General features: G+C 65.9%; 17 protein-coding genes and 1 pseudogene. 4 read left to right on the forward strand and 14 right to left on the reverse strand.

The annotated features are described in order from the left end of the window. Positions 1 to 37: 37 nt before the first annotated feature. The 4 genes from hutU to hutI are packed head-to-tail and all read right to left on the reverse strand — an operon-like array spanning position 38 to position 5,224. Positions 38 to 1,711 (reverse strand): urocanate hydratase, encoded by a 1,674-nt coding sequence (hutU, locus tag PZ895_RS15010; RefSeq protein WP_275839772.1) that lies wholly within the window; start codon positions 1,709 to 1,711, stop codon positions 38 to 40. Continuing rightward, on the reverse strand, positions 1,708 to 2,499 hold the full coding sequence (hutG, locus tag PZ895_RS15015; RefSeq protein ID WP_275839824.1) for an N-formylglutamate deformylase: 792 nt from the start codon (positions 2,497 to 2,499) through the stop codon (positions 1,708 to 1,710). The genes hutU and hutG overlap by 4 nt, the downstream gene beginning before the upstream one ends. Continuing rightward, positions 2,499 to 4,031, reverse strand: a complete 1,533-nt coding sequence (gene hutH, locus PZ895_RS15020; RefSeq protein WP_275839773.1) for a histidine ammonia-lyase — start codon at positions 4,029 to 4,031, stop codon at positions 2,499 to 2,501. Before hutH ends, hutG begins: the two co-directional genes overlap by 1 nt. Continuing rightward, complete coding sequence (gene hutI, locus PZ895_RS15025; protein WP_275839774.1) at positions 4,028 to 5,224, reverse strand: imidazolonepropionase; 1,197 nt, start codon at positions 5,222 to 5,224, stop codon at positions 4,028 to 4,030. Before hutI ends, hutH begins: the two co-directional genes overlap by 4 nt. Positions 5,225 to 5,300: 76 nt before the next feature. Between hutI and PZ895_RS15030 the strand changes: the two genes are divergently transcribed. Beyond that, positions 5,301 to 6,671: a formimidoylglutamate deiminase gene (locus PZ895_RS15030; protein WP_275839775.1), complete on the forward strand. Its 1,371-nt coding sequence runs from the start codon at positions 5,301 to 5,303 to the stop codon at positions 6,669 to 6,671. After that, positions 6,668 to 7,363: a GntR family transcriptional regulator gene (locus PZ895_RS15035; RefSeq protein WP_275839776.1), complete on the forward strand. Its 696-nt coding sequence runs from the start codon at positions 6,668 to 6,670 to the stop codon at positions 7,361 to 7,363. The genes PZ895_RS15030 and PZ895_RS15035 overlap by 4 nt, the downstream gene beginning before the upstream one ends. On the opposite strand, the gene PZ895_RS15040 is transcribed toward PZ895_RS15035, so the two are convergent. The 4 genes from PZ895_RS15040 to cysG are packed head-to-tail and all read right to left on the reverse strand — an operon-like array spanning position 7,360 to position 11,321. Next, positions 7,360 to 7,881, reverse strand: a complete 522-nt coding sequence (locus PZ895_RS15040) for a DUF934 domain-containing protein (protein ID WP_275839777.1) — start codon at positions 7,879 to 7,881, stop codon at positions 7,360 to 7,362. The two genes, PZ895_RS15035 and PZ895_RS15040, sit on opposite strands and share 4 nt — an antisense overlap. Then, the gene (locus PZ895_RS15045; protein WP_275839778.1) at positions 7,881 to 9,551 is read right to left on the reverse strand and encodes a nitrite/sulfite reductase; all 1,671 of its coding nucleotides are present in this window, start codon (positions 9,549 to 9,551) and stop codon (positions 7,881 to 7,883) included. The genes PZ895_RS15040 and PZ895_RS15045 overlap by 1 nt, the downstream gene beginning before the upstream one ends. Before the next feature lie 16 nt (positions 9,552 to 9,567). Beyond that, positions 9,568 to 9,876, reverse strand: coding sequence for a DUF2849 domain-containing protein (locus PZ895_RS15050; RefSeq protein WP_275839779.1), 309 nt, complete (start codon positions 9,874 to 9,876; stop codon positions 9,568 to 9,570). After that, a complete protein-coding gene (gene cysG / locus PZ895_RS15055; RefSeq protein ID WP_275839825.1) occupies positions 9,873 to 11,321 on the reverse strand; it encodes a siroheme synthase CysG in 1,449 nt (482 codons plus the stop codon). The genes PZ895_RS15050 and cysG overlap by 4 nt, the downstream gene beginning before the upstream one ends. 181 nt (positions 11,322 to 11,502) lie before the next feature. Here cysG and PZ895_RS15060 point away from each other — a divergent pair, with 181 nt between their 5' ends. Further along, entirely contained in the window at positions 11,503 to 11,952 is a 450-nt protein-coding gene (locus tag PZ895_RS15060; RefSeq protein ID WP_275839780.1) for a host attachment family protein, read from the forward strand. Between the two features lie 76 nt (positions 11,953 to 12,028). Here PZ895_RS15060 and PZ895_RS15065 read toward each other — a convergent pair whose 3' ends face one another. The 6 genes from PZ895_RS15065 to mutS all read right to left on the reverse strand — a co-directional run bounded on the left by PZ895_RS15065 (position 12,029) and on the right by mutS (position 21,635). Further along, entirely contained in the window at positions 12,029 to 12,604 is a 576-nt protein-coding gene (locus PZ895_RS15065) for a NifU family protein (RefSeq protein WP_275839781.1), read from the reverse strand. Positions 12,605 to 12,762: 158 nt separating this feature from the next. After that, positions 12,763 to 13,254, reverse strand: coding sequence for a universal stress protein (locus PZ895_RS15070; RefSeq protein WP_275839782.1), 492 nt, complete (start codon positions 13,252 to 13,254; stop codon positions 12,763 to 12,765). A 66-nt stretch (positions 13,255 to 13,320) separates the two neighbouring features. Beyond that, positions 13,321 to 14,388: a tryptophan--tRNA ligase gene (gene trpS / locus PZ895_RS15075; protein ID WP_275839783.1), complete on the reverse strand. Its 1,068-nt coding sequence runs from the start codon at positions 14,386 to 14,388 to the stop codon at positions 13,321 to 13,323. A gap of 101 nt (positions 14,389 to 14,489) precedes the next feature. Beyond that, on the reverse strand, positions 14,490 to 16,052 hold the full coding sequence (gene murJ / locus PZ895_RS15080; RefSeq protein ID WP_275839784.1) for a murein biosynthesis integral membrane protein MurJ: 1,563 nt from the start codon (positions 16,050 to 16,052) through the stop codon (positions 14,490 to 14,492). 69 nt (positions 16,053 to 16,121) lie between these two features. Beyond that, positions 16,122 to 18,893: a [protein-PII] uridylyltransferase gene (locus tag PZ895_RS15085; RefSeq protein WP_275839785.1), complete on the reverse strand. Its 2,772-nt coding sequence runs from the start codon at positions 18,891 to 18,893 to the stop codon at positions 16,122 to 16,124. Positions 18,894 to 18,947: 54 nt separating this feature from the next. After that, complete coding sequence (mutS, locus tag PZ895_RS15090; protein WP_275839786.1) at positions 18,948 to 21,635, reverse strand: DNA mismatch repair protein MutS; 2,688 nt, start codon at positions 21,633 to 21,635, stop codon at positions 18,948 to 18,950. 157 nt (positions 21,636 to 21,792) lie between these two features. On the opposite strand from mutS, the pseudogene PZ895_RS15095 reads away from it, so the two are divergent. After that, positions 21,793 to 22,326 (forward strand): annotated as a pseudogene (locus PZ895_RS15095) (NADP-dependent malic enzyme); the annotation flags it as partial.

The following is a 22,326-nucleotide window of genomic DNA, read 5'->3' on the forward strand; positions in this document are numbered from 1 at the left end:
AGCGCGCGCACGGGGCCGTTTCGGTCTCGTGCGCATGTCAGTTGCCCAGTATCCCCGGCATCCGTAGCCCCTTGTCGCGGGCGCAGTCGAGCGCGATGTCGTAGCCCGCATCGGCATGGCGCATGACGCCGGTCGCCGGGTCGTTCCACAACACCCGTTCCAGCCGCCGCGCCGCATCGTCCGTGCCGTCGGCGACGATCACCATGCCCGAATGCTGCGAAAAGCCCATGCCGACACCGCCGCCATGATGCAAGGACACCCAGGTCGCGCCCGATGCCGTGTTGAGCAACGCATTCAAAAGCGGCCAGTCGGACACCGCGTCCGAACCGTCCTTCATGGCTTCCGTCTCGCGGTTGGGCGAAGCGACGGAGCCGGAATCCAGATGATCGCGGCCGATCACCACAGGCGCCTTCAATTCGCCCTTCGCCACCATCTCGTTGAAGGCGAGGCCGAGCCGGTGCCGGTCGCCGAGCCCCACCCAGCAGATGCGCGCCGGCAAACCCTGGAACGCGATGCGGTCCTTCGCCATGTCGAGCCAGCGATGGAGATGGTCGTTGCCCGGCGTCAGTTCCTTGACCTTGGCGTCGGTCCTGTAGATGTCCTCCGGATCGCCCGAGAGCGCGGCCCAGCGGAACGGACCGATCCCGCGGCAGAACAGCGGGCGGATATAGGCCGGAACGAAGCCCGGAAACGCGAAGGCGTTCTCGAGCCCCTCTTCCTTCGCCACCTGGCGGATGTTGTTGCCATAGTCCAGCGTGGGAACCCCAAGCTCCCAAAACCGGACCATCGCCTCGACATGTTCGCGCATCGAGGCGCGCGCCGCCTTTTCGACCGCCTTCGGGTCGCTCTCGCGCTTCGCCTTCCATTCGGCCAGAGACCAGCCCTTCGGCAGGTAGCCGTTGAGCGGGTCATGCGCCGAGGTCTGGTCGGTCACCATGTCCGGCCTGACGCCGCGCCGGATAAGTTCGGGCAGGATTTCGGCGGCATTGCCCAGAAGCCCGACTGATTTCGCCTCGCCGGCCTTCGTCCAGCGCGCGATCATGTCGAGCGCCTCGTCGAGGCTCGTCGCCTTCTCGTCGACATAGCGGGTGCGCTTGCGAAAATCGATCCGCGTCTCGTCGCATTCGATCGCAAGGCACGACGCGCCGGCCATCACCGCCGCCAGCGGCTGCGCGCCACCCATTCCACCCAACCCAGACGTAAGTATCCACTTACCTTTGAGGTCGCCGCCATAGTGCTGACGGCCGGCCTCGACGAAGGTTTCGTAGGTGCCCTGAACGATCCCCTGCGTGCCGATATATATCCACGAGCCGGCCGTCATCTGGCCGTACATCATGAGGCCCTTCTTATCGAGCTCGTTGAAATGCGCCCAGTTCGCCCAGTGCGGCACGATGTTCGAGTTGGCGATCAGCACCCTCGGCGCGTCCTTGTGGGTGCGGAACACGCCCACCGGCTTGCCGGACTGGACGAGCAGCGTCTCCTCCTCGCTCAAGCCCTTCAGGCTCGCGACGATCCGGTCGAAATCCTGCCACGTCCGCGCCGCGCGACCGATGCCGCCATAGACGACGAGTTCGTTCGGGTTTTCGGCGACGTCGGGGTCGAGATTGTTCATCAGCATCCGCATCGCCGCCTCTGTCGTCCACTGCTTCGCAGTGATCTCCGGGCCGCGCGGCGAGCGGATTTCGCGGATGTTGTGGCGTGGATTGGTCATGAGAATCCTCCGATGGCCGCCTCTTCCAGCACGGCGAGCAATGTTTTGAGCGTCTGGCGCAGCCGCGCGGCCTTCACCGCGTCGAACGTCCAGGGGTCTTCCTCGGCCGCGAGATAGGCCGACTGCGCGATCTCCATCTGGATAGCATGGACGCCGGTCTCAGGCTTTCCGTAATGCCGTGTCGTCCAGCCGCCCTTGAGGCGGCCGTTAGCGACCCACGAAAAGCCGGAACCGGCGGCGATCTCCGTCGCGATCCGCGCGAATTGCGCATCGCAGGTCAGCCCGTCATTGGTGCCGATGTTCAACACCGGCAGTTCGCCCTCGAACAGGAACGGGCAGCGCGAGCGGATCGAATGGCAGTCATAGACGAGTGCGATTCCATGCACCGCCTTCACCCGTTTGACTTCGGCGCCAAGCGCCGCATGGTAAGGCGCGTGCCAGTCGGCCAGCCGCCGCTCGGATTCGTCCGCGTCGGGCGCATCTGCCCAGATCGGCCGGCTGTCGAAATCGGTTTGCGGCACCAGCCCGGTCGTGTTCTGCCCCGGATAGAGACTGACGCCCGACGGATCGCGATTGGCGTCGATCACATAGCGATGAAAATTCGCCTTCACCACCGACGCGCCTGGCAACAACCCGGCATAGAGCTTGTCGATATGCCAGTCCGTGTCGCGCAGCCTGCGCCCTTCCTGGTTCAGCTTCGCCGTCACGTCATCGGGCACATGGGTCCCGACATGCGGCATTCCGAGGATGACGGGCGAGATGCCCTGAATGACGGTGACGGGATTCATCACCAGCCCAACCCCGGCAACACATCCCCGACGCTCGCATTCAGCGCCCCCGAAGCCACCAGTTCCGCCGCCGCCTCCAGATCCCCGGCCAGATACCGATCCACCTCCAGCCCAGCCACAATCCCGCGCACCACCCCATGCGCCGCCCGCAACGCCGCGCTCGTCTTCAATGGCGCACGAAAATCCAGTCCCTGCGCCGCCGTCACCGCTTCGATGCTGATAATCGCCGCCAGATTGTCGGTCATCGCGAGCAGCCGCCTTGCTCCATGGCAGGCCATAGACACATGGTCTTCCTGATTGGCCGAGGTCGGCGTCGAATCCACCGAGGCCGGATGCGCCATCTGCTTGTTTTCGCTCATCAGCGCGGCCGATGTCACCTCGGCGATCATCAGCCCCGAATTGAGCCCCGGCTTCGCCGCCAGAAACGCCGGCAGGCCGAACGAAAGCGCCGGATCGACCAGGAGTGCGATCCGCCTTTGCGCGATCGCGCCGATTTCGCAGATGGCGAGCGCGATCTGGTCGGCGGCAAACGCCACCGGCTCGGCATGGAAGTTCCCGCCCGAAAGCACCTGCCCGTCCGACAGCACCAGCGGGTTGTCGGTCACCGCATTCGCCTCGATCACCAGCGTGCGTGCCGCCTGCCGCAGAATGTCGAGACACGCGCCGTCGACCTGCGGCTGGCAGCGGATGCAATAGGGGTCCTGCACGCGCTCGTCGCCCTCGCGATGGCTCTCGCGGATTTCCGAACCGTCGAGCAGCGCCCACAGCGCCGCCGCCGTGTCGATCTGGCCCTGATGCCCGCGCAGCGCATGGATTTCGGGATGGAACGGCGCCGAGGAACCCATCGCCGCATCGGTCGACAGCGCGCCCGTCACCAGCGCCGCATTCGCCGCCCGATGCGCCTTGAACAGCCCCGCCAAAGCGAGCGCGGTCGAGACCTGCGTCCCGTTGATCAGCGCCAGACCTTCCTTGGCGGCGAGCGTGATGGGGCTGAGCTCCGCACGGTCCAGCGCCTCGCGTCCGGCTAATCGTTCGCCGGCAAAAAATGCCTCGCCCTCGCCGATCATCGCCGCCGTCATATGCGCCAGCGGCGCCAGATCACCCGACGCGCCGACCGAGCCCTTTTCGGGGATCACCGGCACGACGCCCTTTTCCAGCATCGCCTCGATCAGTTCGACGGTCGAAGGCTTGACGCCCGAAGCCCCGCGCCCGAGCGAAGCCAGCTTCAGCGCCATCACCAGCCGCACGATCTCCGGCGCCAGCGGGGCGCCGACGCCGCAGCAATGCGACAGGATGAGGTTGCGCTGCAACGTCGCGACATCGCTCGCCGCGATCTTGACGCTCGCAAGCTTCCCGAAGCCGGTATTGATCCCATAGACCGCCGCCTCGCCTTTGGCGATCTCGTCGATCACATCGGAAGCGCGCAGGATCGCCGGCCGGCAAGCTGCGTCGAGCCTGGCCGCGACGCCGTCCCAATAGATGGCCTGCAACTGATCGAGCGTGACGCGTCCGGGAATGAGTGTGATGGTCACGCAACGATCCTTTCGTGCAACGCATTGAATCCGATCCGATAAACCAGTTCCGCCGGCTCCTCGACGTCCCACACGCAAAGCTCCGCCCGCTTCCCGACCTCGACGGTGCCGATCTCGCCGTCCAGCGCCAGCGCGCGCGCCGCATTGCGCGTCATGCCTGCCAATGCCTCTTCCGGCGTCAGCCGGAACAGCGTCGCCGCCATGTTCATCGCCAGAAGCGGCGAGGCGAGGGGCGATGAGCCGGGATTGCAGTCGGTCGCCACCGCGATCCGCACACCGGCCGCCCGCAGCGCATCCACCGGCGGCACCTGTTTTTCGCGCAGGGTGTAGAACGCCCCCGGCAACAGCACCGCAACGGTTCCGGCCGCGGCCATCGCCGCCGCCCCATCTGCGCCGAGATATTCCAGATGATCCGCCGAAAGTGCGCCGTGCCGTGCAGCCAGCCGCGCCCCGCCAAGATCGGACAATTGCTCGGCATGAAGCTTTACCGGCAGTCCGAGCGTCTTCGCCTTTTCGAACACGCGCGCGATCTGCTCCGGGCTGAACGCGATGCCCTCGCAAAATCCGTCCACCGCGTCGATCAGGCCCTCTTCCGCGCCCGCTTCCATGCCAGGCAGCACCACATCCGCCAGATACGCGTCCGCGCGGCCCTTATATTCAGCCGGCACCGCATGGGCGGCGAGATAGCTCGTCTTCACCCGCACGTCGCACAGGCGGCTGAGCGCGCGCGCAGCGCGCAGCATCTTCAGTTCGTCCTCGATCGTCAGCCCGTAGCCCGACTTGATCTCGACCGTGCCGACCCCCTCGGCCAGCATCGCGTCAAGCCGGGGCAGCGCCGCCGCCACCAGTTCGTCCTGCGAAAGCTCGCGCGTTGCGGTGACGGTCGAGACGATGCCGCCGCCGGCCCGCGCGATTTCCTCATAGGTCGCGCCTTCGAGCCGCATCTCGAATTCGCGCGCGCGGTTGCCGCCGAAGACGAGATGAGTGTGGCAGTCGATCAGCGCCGGTGTGACGAGCCGCCTGCCGATGTCGCGCGCCTCGTATTCGTCGAAGCCTTCCTCGAAATCCTCGACCGGCCCAGCATAGGCGATCCGTCCGTCGGCAATGGCGACGGCGCCATCCTCGATCAGCCCGTAGGGCCGATCGGTGGTCATGGCGGCGAGCCGCAGATTGGTGAGAAGCGTTCGGGTCATCGCTATCCGCTTGCGCAAATTCAAATCCACGTTTACGCTATTATGTATAGACATATTCTGTCAATCGGGATTCGCCATGACCGCCATTTTCGCCGAAACCGCGCTCCTTACCTCTGGCTGGAAGGCCGATGTCCGGGTGGCATTCGCTGCCGATGGGCAGATCGAAACCGTGCAAGCGGGCGCGGCGCGGCGCGCGAACGATCATGCGGTCCCGATCCTTCTCCCGGCGCTCTCCAATCTCCACAGCCACACCTTCCAGCGCGCCATGGCCGGCCTTGCCGAGCGGCGCGGACCTTCGGGCCGGGACTCGTTCTGGACATGGCGCGAGATTATGTACCGCTTCCTCGACCTGCTCGATCCCGACGATATCGAGGCCATCGCCGCCTTCGCCTTCATGGAAATGCAGGAGGCCGGCTTTTCCGCCGTTGCCGAGTTCCACTATCTGCACAACCGGCCCGGCGGCGCGTCCTATGCCGATCGCGGCGAACTCGCGGCCCGCCTCGCCGCTGCCGCCGAGACGACCGGTATCGGCCTGACGCTCCTTCCCGTCCACTACCGGCAGGGCGGCGTCGACGGCCGGCCGCTGAAGGGTGGCCAGTTGCGCTTCTCCAACGATCTCGAAACCTTTGGCGAACTCGTCGCGCGCTGCGAAGCCATCGTCGGCGCCGCGTCCGCCGATACGGGCCTCGGCCTCGCGCCGCATTCGCTGCGCGCCGTCCCGGTGTCCGATCTTGCCGAGATCGCCGGCTGGAAGCCGGACCTGCCGCTCCACATGCACATCGCCGAACAGGAGGCCGAGCTTGCCGAGACGCAGGAGATTCTCGGCGCTCGCCCGATGGAATGGCTCCTCGCCAACCATGACGTCACGCAGCGCTGGTGCCTGATCCATTGCACCCACATGAACCCGGCGGAAACCGAAGGGCTCGCCTGCACCCGCGCCGTCGCCGGCCTCTGTCCGGTCACCGAAGCCAATCTCGGCGACGGCATCTTCGACGGCGAACGCTACCTGGAAAGTGGCGGACGGCTCGGAATCGGATCGGATTCCAACATCGCGATCTCGACCATCGGCGAACTGCGCCAGCTCGATTATTCGCAGCGCCTGCGTGATCGCGCGCGCGTCGTCCTCGCCGAACCCGGCGGCTCGGCCGGCCGCAAACTCTACGACCTCGCATCGGCGGGCGGGACGCAGGCGCTCGGCCGCAGTGCAGGCAGTATTGAAATCGGAAAATGGGCCGATCTCGTCGCCGTCGACCCGGCGCGCGCCGGCCTGCACGGGGTTTCGGGCGACATGATGCTCGACGCCTACGTCTTCGCCGGTTCGCAAGCCTGCGTCACCGATCTCTGGTCGGCCGGGCGTCATGTGGTAAGGGAGAGCCGGCATGTCGCGCGCGACGCGATCGCCGCCCGCTACAAGTCCCGCCTGACCTCGATCATGGACCGTCTGTGACCGCCGCCCGCTCCTCCTACCGCGCCATCCGCGACGAGATTTCGCGCCGCATCGCCAGCCGCGTCTGGCTGCCCGGCGCGCTGATTCCCGGAGAGGAAGCGCTGTCGGTGGAGTTCGGCGCGGCCCGCGCAACGGTCAACCGGGCGCTGCGCGAACTCGCCGAATCCGGCCTCATCGAGCGCCGCCGCAAGGCCGGCACCCGCGTCGCGCTCCATCCGGTGCGCGAGGCGCGCTTCGTCATTCCGTTGGTGCGTCAGGAGATCGAGGCGCAGGGCGCGGCCTACCAGTACCGGCTCTTGTCGAGCGAAATCATCGAGGCCCCCGCGCTCATCCGCGCCCGCCTCGGCTTGTCTGCCGATGCCGCCCTGCGCCATGTTCGCGCGCTGCATCTGGCCGACCGCCGGCCCTACCAGTTCGAGGATCGCTATATCGTCCTCGAAACCGTTCCCACCGCCGAAACGGCCGATTTCACCGATACCGGCCCGAATGAATGGCTGGTCGAAACGGCCCCCTTCACCCACGCCGAATTCACCTTCCACGCCGACGGCGCCGGCACGGAATCCGAATTGCTGAACGTGGAAAAGGGCGCGCCGGTCTTCGTCGGCGAGCGCATCACCTGGCTCGGCGAAAGGCCGATCACGCTTGTCCGCATGATCCACCCCTCGACCTACCGCATGGTGACGAAGCTTTAGGCCGGCACCCGCCGCCAGGCGTAAGCAGGCGCGTTGGCAGGCTTCGCGGAAGCCTTCGCCGCCGGTTGGTAATGGACGCCGAGCCCGCCCGGCCGACCGGCTTCCAGCCGCGCCAGCGTCGGGCCGTTGGTCACTTCCAGTTCGTCGAACCCGGTGCGCAGCATGTGCCCGACGAGGTCGATCAGCACGTCGCCATGCGCCCTTATGGTTCCCGCAAACCCATGCCGGCTGCGCAGCAACTCCGCTTTCGAGAACGACCGCCCGTCATTATAGGCCGGGAAGCCGAGCGAGATAAGCGCCAGCCTGTCCAGATGCGGCAGGATCGCGTCGATGCTCTCCCCCGGCGCCAGATGCACGCCGAGCGGCCCCGCATTCGTTCCCGCCTCGATCGCTACCACGAAAGCGTCGAGCGGCAGGATGACATGGTCGCTCGCCGGCGTCTCCGCATCGCCGCGCGTCCAGACGTCGTCGATGAAGCCCGCCTCGGTCCAGAGGCGCGTCACAGTCTCGTCGCTCATCAGGCGGCCTTCGCTTCCGCGCCGTAGAGCGCCTGCTTGAACGGCGCCGCGCCGACCCGGCGATAGGCGGCGAGGAAGTCTTCAGATTTGTCGGTCCGCAGCGCCAGATAGGTCTCGACGACGGTTTCGATCGCGTCGGTGATTTCCTCGGCGGTGAAGCCGCGTCCGACGATTTCGCCGATCGACGTGTTCTCGTCGCCCGAGCCGCCGAGCGTGATCTGGTAGAGCTCGGTGCCCTTCTTCTCGACGCCCAGAATGCCGATATGGCCGACATGATGGTGTCCGCAGGCATTGATGCAGCCGGAAATCTTCAGCTTCAGTTCGCCGATCTCCTCCTGCCGCGCCTGGCTTCCGAACCGGTTCGAAATCTCCTGCGCGACCGAAATCGAGCGCGCATTGGCGAGCGCGCAATAGTCGAGGCCGGGGCAGGCGATGATGTCGGTGACGAGACCGGCATTGGCGGTCGCAAGCCCGATGGCTTCAAGCCGCCGGTAGACGTCCTTGAGGTCCGCACGCGCCACATGCGGCAGGATCAGGTTCTGCTCGTGGCTGACGCGGATTTCGTCGAAGGCCAGTTCCTCGGCGAGCTCGGCCACCGCATCCATCTGCGCGTCCGTCGCATCGCCCGGCACCTCGCCGATGCCCTTCAGCGAGATCGTCACCGAGGCATAGTCCGGGTTCTTGTGCGGGTTTACGTTGCGCTTCACCCAGCTCGCGAAGGCCGGATTTGCAAGTTTGGCGCTCGCCTCGACGATCGTGCCTTCCGGCCGGTCGGGCAAATCCGGCGGCGCAAAATAGGCGTCGATCGCGTCGATATCGCCCTGTGGCAGCTTCAGTTCGCCATTGCGGATTTCAGCAAACTCCGCCTCGATCTGCCGCGTCAGTTCCTCGGTCCCCGTCTCATGGACGAGTATCTTGATCCGCGCCTTGTACTTGTTGTCGCGCCGTCCGTTGAGGTTGTAGACCCGCAGGATCGCGGTCGTGTAGGTCAGCAGATCCCCTTCGGGAAGGAAGTCGCGCACCTTCTTGGCGATCAGCGGCGTGCGCCCCTGTCCGCCGCCGACATAGACGGCGAAGCCGAGTTCCCCGGCCGCGTTCTTCTTCAGATGCAGCCCGATGTCGTGAACCTGGATCGCCGCGCGATCCCGCTCGGCGCCCGTCACCGCGATCTTGAACTTGCGCGGCAGGAACGAGAATTCGGGATGCACCGACGACCACTGGCGCAAAATCTCGGCATAGGGCCGCGGATCGGCGACCTCGTCGGCGGCAGCGCCCGCGAAATGGTCGGCCGTCACGTTGCGGATGCAGTTTCCCGAAGTCTGCAAAGCGTGCATCTCGACCGAGGCGAGATCGGCGAGGATCTGCGGGATGTCGGACAGCGCCGGCCAGTTGAACTGCAAGTTCTGCCGCGTAGTGAAGTGACCATAGCCCTTGTCGTAGGTCCGCGCGATATGCGCCAGCATCCGCAACTGCTTCGACGACAGCGTGCCATAGGGAATGGCGATGCGCAGCATATAGGCGTGAAGCTGGAGGTAGACGCCGTTCATCAGCCGAAGCGGCTTGAACTGGTCCTCGGTCAACTCACCCGCCAGCCGCCGGTCCACCTGATCGGCGAACTCGGCGGTGCGGGCCTTCACGAACTGATGGTCGAACTCGTCGTAGCGGTACATGAAATCCTCGTCTCGCTCAGGCGGCGATGGCAATTCCCGGCCGGGCCTGCTTGCCGAGGTCGGTCCGGTTGGTGGGGCCTGCGGCGCGGATGCGCTCGCGCAGGCGCTTCGGCCAGATACGGCCGTCGACGAGGTCGATGTCGACCAGAGCGAGATCGACGACCTCGTTCTTGCAGACAGCCGCCTTGCCGGCACGCTCCAGTTTTTCCTCGGTCGCCGCGTCGCGCGCGATCTCCGCCGCTTCGATCGTCTCGGCCCAGCTATGGTCGGCGGCAAGCCACACGGCCTCGCCATCGGTCAGGCGGTTTGCGGTCAGGATCTTCATCGCGAAATCTCCACTTGGAATGCCGGCGCCCTGTAGAGCGCGGTCGAACGGGTAAAATTGGCGCCGGCGACGGCGTCGCCGATGATGGTCATGACCGGGCCGGTCAGATCGATGCGTTCCTGGAGCGAGGGAAGATCGGCCAGCGTGCCATGGAAGAGGCGCTTGCCCTCAAGGCTCGCATTTTCGACGACCGCGACGGCGGTATCGGACGAAAGACCCGCCGCGATCAGCCGCTCGGCGACTTCGGCGGCGATCGAGCGGCCCATATAGACCGCGACCGTCGCGCCATCGATGGCCAGCCGCGCCCAGTCGGGCAGGGTCGCGCCCTTCAGGTCGTGCCCGGTGGTGAACACCATCGAGGACGAGACGCCGCGCAATGTCAGCGGCAGTTCGAAATCGGCGGCCGCCGCGAAGGCCGCGGTCACGCCCGGAACGATCTCGTAGGAAATCCCGGCATCGCGAAGCGCAGCCATTTCCTCGCCGGCGCGGCCGAAGACCAGCGGGTCGCCCGACTTGAGCCTGACGACGCGCTTGTCGGCGCGGCCAAGCTCGACCAGCAGCGCGTTGATCTCGCTTTGCGTCTTCGAATGGCAGCCCTTGCGCTTGCCGGCCGCGATTCGCTCGGCGTCGCGCCGGCCCATGGCGATCACGGCTTCCGGCACCAGCGCGTCGTGGACGATCACGTCGGCTTCCATCAGAAGGCGATGCGCGCGCAGCGTCAGAAGGTCTTCGGCACCCGGCCCGGCGCCCACCAGCGCCACATGGCCCGGCACCGCGCCGCGCTCGCGCAGCAGCCGCGAGGCCGTCTTGCGCGCCGACGAAACATCGTTCGCATCGACGTTGCGGGCGGTTTCGCCGGTGAAGAACTCCTTCCAGAACCGCCGCCGCGCGACGCCCTTCGGCAAAAGCTTCTCGACCGCATCGCGATAGCTCGCGGCAAGCTGCGCCAGAACCCCGAGTTGCGGGCTCAGCATCTGGTCGATCCGCGCGCGGATCATCTGCGCCAGAACCGGCCCCGCGCCTTCCGTGCCGATCGCGACCGCGACCGGCGCGCGGTTGACCAGTGCCGGCGTGAAGAAATCGCAAAGTTCGGGCCGGTCGACGGCATTGACGGCAACCTTCAGCGCGCGGGCATCCGCGACGACCCGTGAATCAAGGTCGAGTTCGCCGGTCGCGGCGAAGACCAGCGCGGCGTCTTCGATCAGCGCCGCCTCATAGGCGCGCCGCACGATCTCAATGCCGTTCGCGGCCGCCCAGTCGGCCAGTTCGGCCTCGGGCGCGTGCGAAACCACGCGAACCTTCGCGCTCGACTGCGCCATCAGCCGCGCCTTCGCCAGCGCCTCGTCGCCATCTCCGACGACCACGACGACGCGCCCCTCGACCTTGGCGAAGATCGGGAAGGCATTCAAACGTGCAGGCGCAATTGGGGTGTTGGATGTCGACATGTCGGCATTTTCGCCGAAGCCGCTCGCGCCGGTAAGAAATCGCGTGGTGCGCCCGCTGGCCAGGAACAATCGCTTTTCGCGTTATGGCCGGGCCGGGAGAAAAATATTCCTCCGACTTTCCGCGGAACGTCGCCGCGCGGGCCAGCGTTCGATTGGTGAAACCAGCCTGAAGGAGCGTTGCATGACCATTCTCAAGATCGAACACGACGCCTGGATCGTCGTCGCGGACGGCGAAAAGGCGCTCTTCCTGCGCAATGAGGGCGATGCGACCTATCCGAATCTGCAAGTCTTCCGCCAGATGCACGACGAGAATCCGCCGACGCGCGAGCAGGGCACCGACCGTCCCGGCCGGATGTCCGATGCAGGCGATCATCATCGGTCCGCCGTGCAGGAGACGGACTGGCACCGCATCGAAAAGGAGCGCTTCGCCAACGAGATTGCCGAACGGCTCTACAAGCTCGCCCATCGCGGGGAGTTCAGGAAGCTGATCGTCGTTGCCCCGCCGGCCGTGCTGGGTGACCTGCGCAAGGAATTCCACAAGGAGGTTTCAGGCCGCATCATCGCGGAAGTGCCGAAGACGCTGACCAACCACCCGGTCGACGAAATCGAAAGACATCTTCTGGCGGCCTGACCCATGACGAAACGAGGCCCGCGCCACAGGCGCGGGCCTCTCGTCGGATCGGAGTGTTTGAGACGGCGAAGCGCGCTCAGACGAGCTGCTCGACCTGCTGCACTTCCGGCACGAAATGGCGCAGCAGGTTCTGGATGCCGTGCTTCAGCGTCGCCGTGGAAGACGGGCAGCCGGCGCAGGCGCCTTTCATGTGCAGGAAGACGGTGCCGTTTTCATACCCGCGGAAGGTGATGTCGCCGCCGTCCTGCGCCACGGCCGGGCGAACCCGCGTGTCGAGCAGTTCCTTGATGGTGACGACGATCTCCTCGTCGGCCGCATCGTAGAATTCTTCGCCCTCGGCCGCCTCGTCGGCGCGCGCCTGCGAGCCCGTCGCCATCACCGGCTGGCCCGACATGAAATGCTCCATGATGGTGCCGAGGATGGCGGGCTTCAGATGCTGCCAGTCGGCGCCGTCCTTGGAGACGGTGATGAAGTCGTAGCCGAAGAAGACGCCGGTGACGCCCGGAACCTCGAACAGCCGGCCGGCCAGCGGCGAGGCTTCCGTGGCGCTCGCCGCATCGCGGAAATCGGCGGTGCCCTCTTCGAGCACGACCTTGCCCGGCAGGAATTTCAGGGTCGCCGGATTGGGTGTGGCTTCCGTCTGGATGAACATGACCGGGTCTCCGCTGTCGCGTGAATTTGGAATTGTTCTAAAAATAAAGGCTCGCACGGGCAATTGCAACATCGCCCGCGCTGGCTGGCGCATTCGGTGCTGAGGGTAGCGCATTTTCGGGCCAGAGCCGCCATTTGCAGGCCGCTCTGGTGCGAAAATCAGGCTATGGCCTCGATGTCTTCGTCGGACAGGTTGCTCGGAACGACCGTGACCGGGATCGGGAACGCCGCGCCCTTGCCGGCGATGGACGAAACCAGCGGGCCGGGACCTTCCTTCGAGCTCGATGCGGCCAGGACGAGGATGGCGATGTCCTGGTCTTCCTCGATCAGCGCGTGGATTTCCTCGTCGGCCTTGCCCTCGCGGATGACCAGTTCTGGCTCGATCCCGAGTTCGGAGCGAACCTTGCCGGCCTGCGTGTCGAGCGCGGAACTTGCGGTTGCCTGCGCCTCCTCGCGCATGATCTGCTCGACGCCCAGCCAGTGCTGCACCTCGCCCGGCTCGATGACGAAGAGCAGCAGCACCGCGCCGCCGGTGGTCTGGGCGCGCCGTGCGGCATAGGCGATGGCGCGTTCGCATTCGGGCGTGTCGTCGACGATCGCCAGGAATTTGCGGCGGTGGCCGGCTTCGCGGCTGAGGCGTTTGGATACCATGTCGGCTCCCGAGTGTGAGTCGCGTGCAATCTGCCAGCCGGGCGGGGGACCGGCAAGCGGCTTGGGTCAGCTATCGAGAAAGCCGATGATCCTGCGCACATCCTTCATCGTCGCCTCGGCCAGCGCCCCCGCCCGTTCGCCGCCGTCGCGCAGGACGCCGTCGACATAGGCGCGGTCGTCCGAAATGCGGCGCATCTCGGCCGAGATCGGCGCCAGCTTCTCGACCGCCAGATCGGCGAGCGCCGGTTTGAAAGCCGAGAATTGCTGGCCGCCGAAATCGGCGATCACCGTCGCGCGCGTCGTGCCGGCCAGCGCGGCATAGATGCCGACGAGGTTTTCCGCCTCCGGCCGACCCTTCAGCCCTTCGACCTCGGACGGCAGAGCGTCCGGGTCGGTCTTGGCCTTGCGGATCTTCTTCGAGATCGCGTCGGCATCGTCGGTCAGATTGATGCGCGACAGGTCGGACGGGTCGGATTTCGACATCTTCTTGGTGCCGTCGCGCAGGCTCATGACGCGCGTCGCCGGCCCCTCGATCAGAGGTTCGGTCAGCGGGAAATAGCCGCTGACCGTCTCGTCGCCCATCTTCATCTCCACCCCGACGCCGAGATCGGCGATGCGGGTCGAAAAATCGTTGTTGAACTTGGTCGCGATGTCGCGCGTCAGTTCCAGATGCTGCTTCTGGTCGTCGCCGACCGGCACATGCGTCGCGCGGTAGACGAGGATGTCGGCCGCCATCAGGCTCGGATAGGCGAGAAGGCCGAGCGAGGCATTCTCGCGGTCCTTGCCGGCCTTGTCCTTGAACTGCGTCATGCGGTTCATCCAGCCGATGCGCGCCACGCAGTTGAACACCCAGGCGAGTTCGGCGTGCTGCATCACCCGGCTCTGGTTGAAGACGATGTGCTTGGTGGGATCGATGCCGGAGGCAAGAAACGCCGCCGTGATCGAGCGCGTCTGTTCGGCGAGATCCGCATGGACGAGCTGCGCCGTGATCGAGTGCATGTCGACCACGCAATAGATGCAGTCATGGCTCTTCTGTAGCGCGACGAACTTCGTCAGCGCGCCGAGATAGTTGCCGAGATGGAGATTGCCGGTCGGCTGGACGCCGGAAAAGACGAGAGGCTTGAAGTCGGTCATGGGTTTCCAGGCTGATTCCGGTGTTCGATCATCGGCGTCGGCGCCCGTCCCGCATTGGGGAAGGACAGTCGGCAGGCTTATGGCCGATGTGGGGGATGTCATCAAGGGGCGCGCCGGCGTCGCGCCAGGCGCTTCAGGTCGCCGCGCTCGACCGCGCCGGTCGCGACGACGATCGCGAAATAGACGATCGCGGCGATGCCGACCATGGCCGCCACGGTGGCGAGGCGCGTCGCAAGCGGTCCGGCGAGCTGGCCGGCAAAGGCCATCTGCATCGCCCACAGCAGAGCGCCCATGACGGCGCTGGCGAACAGGATCAGTCCCACGCGCTTCATCGTCGTGGGCGAGGGCCGGAAATGATCGCGCCACCAGAGCGTCCCGGCCAGGAGAACCAGATTGGTCCAGGCCGAGATCGATGTCGCGGCCGCGATGCCGACATGACCGAACCGGGGGAAAAGCAGAAGGCTGCCGGCGATGTTGACGATGACGGCCGCCATCGAGAACCACATCGGCGTCTTCATGTCCTCGCGGGCGAAATAGGCGGGCGAGAAAACCTTGAGCAGCACATAGGCCGGCAGGCCCGAGGCGAAGGCGGCCAGCGCCGCCGCCGTCATGGCCGTCGTCTGCGCGGTGAAGGCGCCGCGTTCGTAGAGAAGCGCCACGATGGGACCGGGTAACAGCATCAGCCCGATCGTGGCGGGCACGGTCAGGCCGAGTGCGAATTCCAGCGAGCGGTTTTGCAGGTGCTGCGCATCCGTGTCGTCGCCCGCCTTCAGCGCGCGCGCCAGTTCCGGCAGCAGCACCACGCCCACGGCGATGCCCACCACGCCGAGAGGAAGCTGGTTGATGCGGTCGGCATAGTTCAACAGCGCGATCGCGCCGGGCTGCGCCGATGCGATGATCTGGCCGACCAGGAGGTTGATCTGCGTCACGCCGCCCGTCAGCAAGGCCGGTCCCATCAGGATCATCAGGCGCTTGACGCCCGGTGTCAGTTTCGGCGCGCGCAGGGTGAAGCCGAATCCCGTCCGTCGCACGCCGATCCACAAGAGCACGAGTTGCGCCACGCCCGATGCGAAGACGCCGATGGCGAGCCACAGCCCGGTTGCCTCCTGCGTAAAGCCGAGCGAAAGGGCGGGGACCAGCACCGCGATCAGGATCAGGTTCAGCAGCACCGGCACGAAGGCGGCGAGGAAATATCTGCGCATCGAATTCAGGATGCCGGACAGCATCGCGACCAGCGACATGCAGAACAGATAGGGGAACATGATCCGGGTCAGGTCGACCGTCAGGTCGAACTTCGCGGGGTCTTCGGCAAAGCTCGGCGCGATGATCGTGCCGACGAGGAACGGCATCGCCATGATCGCGAGCGCGGAAATCGCGATCAGGAAGACGGCCAGAAAGGACAGCACCTCGGAAGCGAAGCGCCGCGCCGCCGCCTCGCCGCCGCCTTCCAGTTGCTTGGCGAAGAGCGGAATGAAGGCGGCGTTGAACGCGCCTTCGGCGAAAAGCCGGCGGAAGAGGTTGGGAAAGCGAAAGGCGGCATAGAACGCATCGGCCACGGGACCGGCGCCGAGCGCGGCGCCGATCAGCGCCTCGCGAACGAAGCCCGCCAGTCTGCTTGCCATCGTGGCTCCGCCGACGGTGGAGAATTTCGAAATCAGGCTCATATGCGCGCCGCCTTCTGGGAGCCGGTTCCGTGCGGTCCGGCCTGCGATCTGTCGAACTTGGTCAAATCATTACTCCGCCGCCTGCTTCGGATGATCCGCCGCCCCTCCGAGCGTCTCGATCAGCCGCTTGCGGATCGCGGAAAGCCGCGTCGGGTTCTCGATCTTGGCGCCGGTCAGGTCGGTCACATAAAAAGTGTCGATCACCTTTTCGCCGAAGGTGGTGATATGCGCGGAGGCGATGTCGAGCGACAGGTCCGAGATCGCGCCGGTGATCTCCGAGAGCAGCCCCGGCCGGTCGAGGCACTTCACCTCGATCACCGAGAAGCGGTTCGACAGCGCGTTGCGCACGTCGGCGCGCGGCTCCAGCCGGAAGGTCTTCGACCCGCGTTTCGGCTTGGCGCGTTTTGCGATGATCTCCGGCAGCCAGCTTTTGCCCGACAGAACGTCCTCGATCAGCGCGCCGACACGCCGCGCGCGCCGCAATTCGTCCTCGTCCCGGTCGAATTCCCGGCTGATGAGGATCGTGTCGAGCGCGCGCCCGTCGGTCGTGGTGAAAATCTGCGCGTCGACGATATTGGCGCCCGCCGCCGAACAGGCGCCCGCGATCACCGAAAGCAGGCGCGGATGGTCGGGCGACAGGATGGTGATCTCCGTCACCGCCTCGAATTCATGCGTCTTCACCGCCGTCGCCAGCTTGCGCCCGGCGGCATCCGCCTCGCGAATGAAGCCGGCATGGCGCAACTGGTCGGCCAGATCCACCGTCAGCAGATAATTGTCGTAGTGGAGCGCCACATAGCGGCGCCCTTCCTCCGGCGGCCAGTCGGTCAGCGCATCGGCCAGTTGCCCGCGCGCGATCTCCGCCCGCTTGGCGCGCGAGACTTCCGAGAAGCCGCCGGTCAGGAGCAGTTCGGTCTCGTAATAGAGCGTGCGCAGAAGCTGGCCCTTCCAGCCGTTCCAAACGCCCGGCCCGACGCCTCTGATGTCGCAGACCGTCAGTATCAGGAGCAGTTTCAACCGCTCGACGGACTGCACCAGATCGCCGAAATCCTGGATCGTCTTGCGGTCGTTCAGATCGCGCGTCTGTGCCGTCATCGACATGACGAGGTGGTTTTCCACCAGCCATGCGATGGTTTCCGTGTCGACGGCCGAAAAGCCCATATGCGGGCAGAGCCGCCTGGCGATCCGTGCGCCGGCGGTCGAGTGGTCCTCCGGCCGGCCCTTGGCGATGTCGTGCAGGAGGATCGCGACATAGAGCACGTCGCGCCGCCGCTTCAGCTCCGGCATCAGCGAATGTGACAGCGGGTGGATGTCCGCGCCGTCGCCGCGCTCGATCTCCGACAGGACGCCGATGCAGCGGATCAGGTGCTCGTCCACCGTATAGTGGTGATACATGTTGAACTGCATCATCGCCACGATCTTGCGGAATTCGGGGATGAGCTTGCCGAGCACGCCGGCCTCGTTCATCCGGCGCAGGTTCAATTCGGGATTCCGGCTCGACGTCAGGATGTCCATGAAGAGGCGGTTCGCCTCCTCGTCGCGGCGCAGGTTCCGGTCGATCAGCTTGAGCGAGCGCGTGACGAGTTTCAGCGCCTCGGGGTGATATTCGAGCCCGTGCCGGTCGGCGAGCCAGAACAGCCGGATCAGATTGACCGGATCGCGCGCAAACACGTCCGGGTCGATGACGTTGATGCGGTGGTTGTCGGTGATGAAGTCGCTCGTTCCGGCGAGCTTGCGTCTGCGGCGCGAAAAGTTGAGGAAGATGCGGTTGAAGCCGGGAACGTGCTTGGCCTGCTCCTCCTCCAGCGCGGCGCAGAAGATGCGCGTCAGGTCGCCCACCGTCTTTGCCATCAGGAAGTAGTGCTTCATGAAGCGTTCGACGGCGGAAAGCCCCGGATGGCTGGTGTAGCCGAGCCGCTCGGCGATCTCGCGCTGGATGTCGAAATGCAGCCGCTCTTCCGCCCGCGCGGTCAGGAAGTGCATGTGGCAGCGCACGGCCCAGAGGAAATCCTCCGCCTTGCGGAATTCGAGATATTCACGCCGCGTGAAGACGCCCTTGCCGACAAGTTCCTCCGCGGTTGGCACGCGGTAGAAATACTTGCCGATCCAGAACAGCGTGTGCAGGTCGCGCAGGCCCCCCTTGCCTTCCTTGACGTTGGGCTCGACCAGATAGCGCGTGTCGCCGCCCTTGGCGTGGCGCTCGTCGCGCTCGGCAAGTTTGGCCTGCACATATTCGGCGCCGGTGTCCTTGACCACTTCCTCGTCGAAGCGCTCGACCAGCCCGTCGAACAGCGCCTCGTCGCCCCACACGTAGCGCGCTTCGAGGATCGAGGTGCGGATGGTCGTGTCGGTTCGCGACAGGCGCATACACTCGTCGGTGTTGCGCGTCGCGTGGCCGACTTTCAGCCCGAGGTCCCAGAGCATGTAGAGAATGTATTCGGCGACCTTTTCGGCGGAGGTCGTCTGCTTCGCCGGCAACAGGAAGAGAAGGTCGATGTCCGATCCCGGCGCCAGCGTCCCGCGTCCGTAGCCGCCGACGGCGATCACCGCCATTTGCCCTGCCGGGCCTTTCTGCCGATGCACATGGGCGACCGTGAAGTCGTAGAGCGCCCGGATGATCTCGTCCATCAGATGCGACAGGCGCTCGGCGCAGGCGGTGCCGCCGCCATCCTCCATCAGCATCTTTTCGGCCTCGGCACGGCCTTGCGCCATGCGGTCCTTGAGAAGCTGGACCACGGCCTTGCGCGCGCGATCGACGCCGTCCGAGCCGACGAGCGCGGCCATGTCGCGGCGCAGTTTCTCGCCGTCGACGATCTCGTCCAGTCTCAGGGGAATCTTGGCCATCGGGCAGGCTCGTTCATTGTGCGCTGCACTTCTACCCCGTTTCACGCGGCCCCGCTACAGCCGCTTCGCCGCTCTCTCCTTCAGCCGGTAGAGTGCCTCCAGCGCCTCGCGCGGGGTCATGTCGTCTGGTCTTATGGAGGCCAGTTCTTCCGCCAGCCCATCGCTCGGCCCCGGCTTCGGCTCGGCCCGCCTTGCGGCGACGGAAAAGAGCGGCAGGTCGTCGACGAGCTTGGCCGCCTTGCCGCTCGTCTCGCCTTCCTCGAGTTGCCCGAGCACCGCCCGCGCCCGCGCCACCACCGCATCGGGCAGGCCGGCGAGCTTTGCCACCTGCACGCCATAGGAGCGGTCCGCCGCGCCCTTGCCGACCTCGTGCAGGAAGACCACGTCGCCCTCCCATTCCTTCACCTTCATGGTGACGTTGGCGAGGCGCGAAAGCTTCTCGGACAGCGCGGTCATCTCGTGGAAATGGGTCGCGAAGATCGCCCGGCAGCCGTTCTTCTCGTGCAGATACTCGACCGCCGCCCAGGCGATCGACAGCCCGTCGAAGGTCGAGGTGCCGCGGCCGATCTCGTCGAGGATGACCAGCGCGCGCTCGCCCGCCTGGTTGAGGATCGCCGCCGTCTCGACCATTTCGACCATGAAGGTCGAGCGCCCGCGCGCCAGATCGTCGGAGGCGCCGACGCGGGAGAACAGCCGGTCGACCACGCCGATATGCGCCTGTCGCACCGGCACGAAGGAGCCCATCTGCGCGAGGATCGCGATCAGCGCGTTCTGGCGCAGGAAGGTCGACTTGCCGCCCATGTTCGGCCCGGTCAGAAGCCAGATCGCGCCGCGCTTCTCGCCATTCGCCGGCGAAAGATCGCAGTCGTTCGCCACGAACGGATCGGCGATCTGCCGGCGCAGCGCCTGCTCGACCACCGGATGCCGCCCGCCCTCGATCGCGAAGGCAAGTCCGTCATCCACTTGCGGGCGCGCATAGTTCTCCTGCTCTGCGAGCACGGCGAGCGACGTCGCCACGTCGAGCGCCGCCAGCGCCGCCGCACCCTTGCGCAAGACGTCGGCATGGCCGACGATCTCGCCCAGCAGCCGGTCGAAGATGCCGAGTTCGATCTGCAATGCCCGGTCGGCGGCGTTGGCGATCTTGCTTTCGAGTTCGGCGAGTTCGCTCGTCGTGAACCGCATCGCATTCGCCATGGTCTGCCGGTGGATGAACCGCGCCTTGGCCCCATCGCCCTGCGTCAGCGCATCGCTGTTTTGCGCCGTCACCTCGATGTAATAGCCAAGCAGATTGTTGTGCCGGATCTTCAATGCGCGAATGCCGGTCTCCTCGACCAGATCGCGCTCCATCCCGGCGATGACCCGCCGCGTGTCGTCGCGCAGTGCGCGCATCTGGTCGAGTTCGCTGTCATAGGATCTGGCGACGAAACCGCCGTCGCGCTTCAGGAGCGGCAGTTCCTCCGCAAGCGCCAGCGACAGGTGCGAGGCGAGCGTGGTCGGCAGCGCCGAAAGCGCCTCGCAGGCTTCCACCAGTTCGGCCGGCAGCATCGCCGATTGCAGCAGGTCCGCCGCCTGCCGCGCGGCGTCGAGACCGGATCGAAGCGCGCCCATGTCGCGCGGCCCGCCCCGGTTGAGGGCGAGGCGCGAGAGCGCGCGCGGCATGTCCGGCGCGCTCTTCAGCACCGTGCGAAGCGCTTCGCACAGGCGCGGCTCCGCGATCAGGAAGGAGATGGCGTCGAGCCGGGCGTTGATCGCGGCCGGATCGGTGAGCGGCGACATCAGTCGGTCGGCCAGAAGCCGCGCGCCGCCGCCCGTCACCGTCCGGTCGATGGCCTTGAGAAGCGATCCGTCACGATTGCCCGAAAGCGTTCTCAAAAGCTCGAGATTGGCCCGCGTCGCCGCGTCGATGAAAAGGCTCGTCCCTTCTTCCTCGCGCTCGGGGAAGGAGAGCGGCGGACGCTCGGAAATCTGCGTCTTTTCCACATAGGCGATCGCGCCGGCGATGGCCGAGAGTTCGGCGCGGGAAAACTCGCCGAAACTGTCCGGCGTCGCGATTTCGTAGAAGCGCGCGATCCGTCCCGCCGCGGCCGACGAATCGAACAGGATCGCCGGCTGCGGATTGGCGAGCCGTCCGATCACGTCGAAGGTCGGGCGCAATTCCGGCTCGTGGAACGCGGCGTCGGCGAGGATCAGTTCGCGCGGATCGACCCTCAGGATGTCGGTCAGGAGACGCTTGGCATTCGTGCGGCACACACGGAACGAACCGGTCGAGATGTCGATCCAGGCCAAGGCAAGCTCATCGGCGCCTTTGACCCGTCCCAGCGCCATCAGGTAGCTCGCCTCGCTCGGCGCGAGCAGCTTTTCCTCGGTGATCGTGCCCGGCGTGACGAGCCGCACCACGTCGCGCTTCACCACCGATTTCGAGCCGCGCTTCTTCGCCTCGGCCGGGTCCTCGACCTGCTCGCACACCGCGACGCGGTAGCCTTGCCCGATCAGCTTTTGCAGATAGTCGTCGGCGGCGTGGACCGGTACGCCGCACATCGGAATGTCCTCGCCCTGATGCTTGCCGCGCTTGGTGAGCGTGATGCCCAGCGCGCGGGCGGCGATCTCCGCATCGTGGAAGAACAACTCGTAGAAATCGCCCATGCGATAGAACAGCAGCGCATCCGGGTTCGCCGCCTTGATCTCGATGAACTGCTCGATCATTGGCGTCCCGCCGCCCGCCTGCGGCACCTGGTTCAGCATGGTCGCCCGCTTTTCGTCGTCGCGCCTTCGGTTGGTCTCGCTTTCACTGGCCCGCTCTTTTTCCGTTTCATCCTGCTTGGCGCTTTACCGCTGCCGAGTGTAGCCTTAATCCGAAACGCTCCACAAAAAGACGCGCACCGGGGGGAACTGCCACATCATGCCTGCGAACCAGAAATCCGAACCCTCGACGCCCTCCGTCAGTCCGCAGGAAGCGCTCGACTTCCATGCGCAGGGCCGTCCCGGCAAGCTGGAGATCAATCCGACCAAGCCGATGGCGACGCAGCGCGACCTGTCGCTCGCCTATTCGCCGGGCGTCGCCGTGCCGGTCAAGGCCATCGCCGAGGATCCCTCGCGCGCCTTCGACTACACGACGCGCGGCAACATGGTCGCCGTCATCTCCAACGGCACCGCGATCCTCGGCCTCGGCAATCTCGGCGCGCTCGCCTCCAAGCCGGTCATGGAAGGCAAGGCCGTCCTCTTCAAGCGCTTCGCCGACGTCGATTCCATCGACCTCGAGGTCGACACCGAGGACGCCGACGCCTTCATCGATTGCGTCAAGCTTCTCGGGCCCTCCTTCGGCGGAATCAACCTGGAAGACATCAAGGCACCCGAATGCTTCATCATCGAGCAGCGCCTGCGCGAACTGATGGACATCCCCGTCTTCCATGACGACCAGCACGGCACCGCCATC

The organism is Mesorhizobium sp. YIM 152430 (genome assembly GCF_029210365.1).
Taxonomy (GTDB): Bacteria; Pseudomonadota; Alphaproteobacteria; order Rhizobiales; family Rhizobiaceae; genus Aliihoeflea.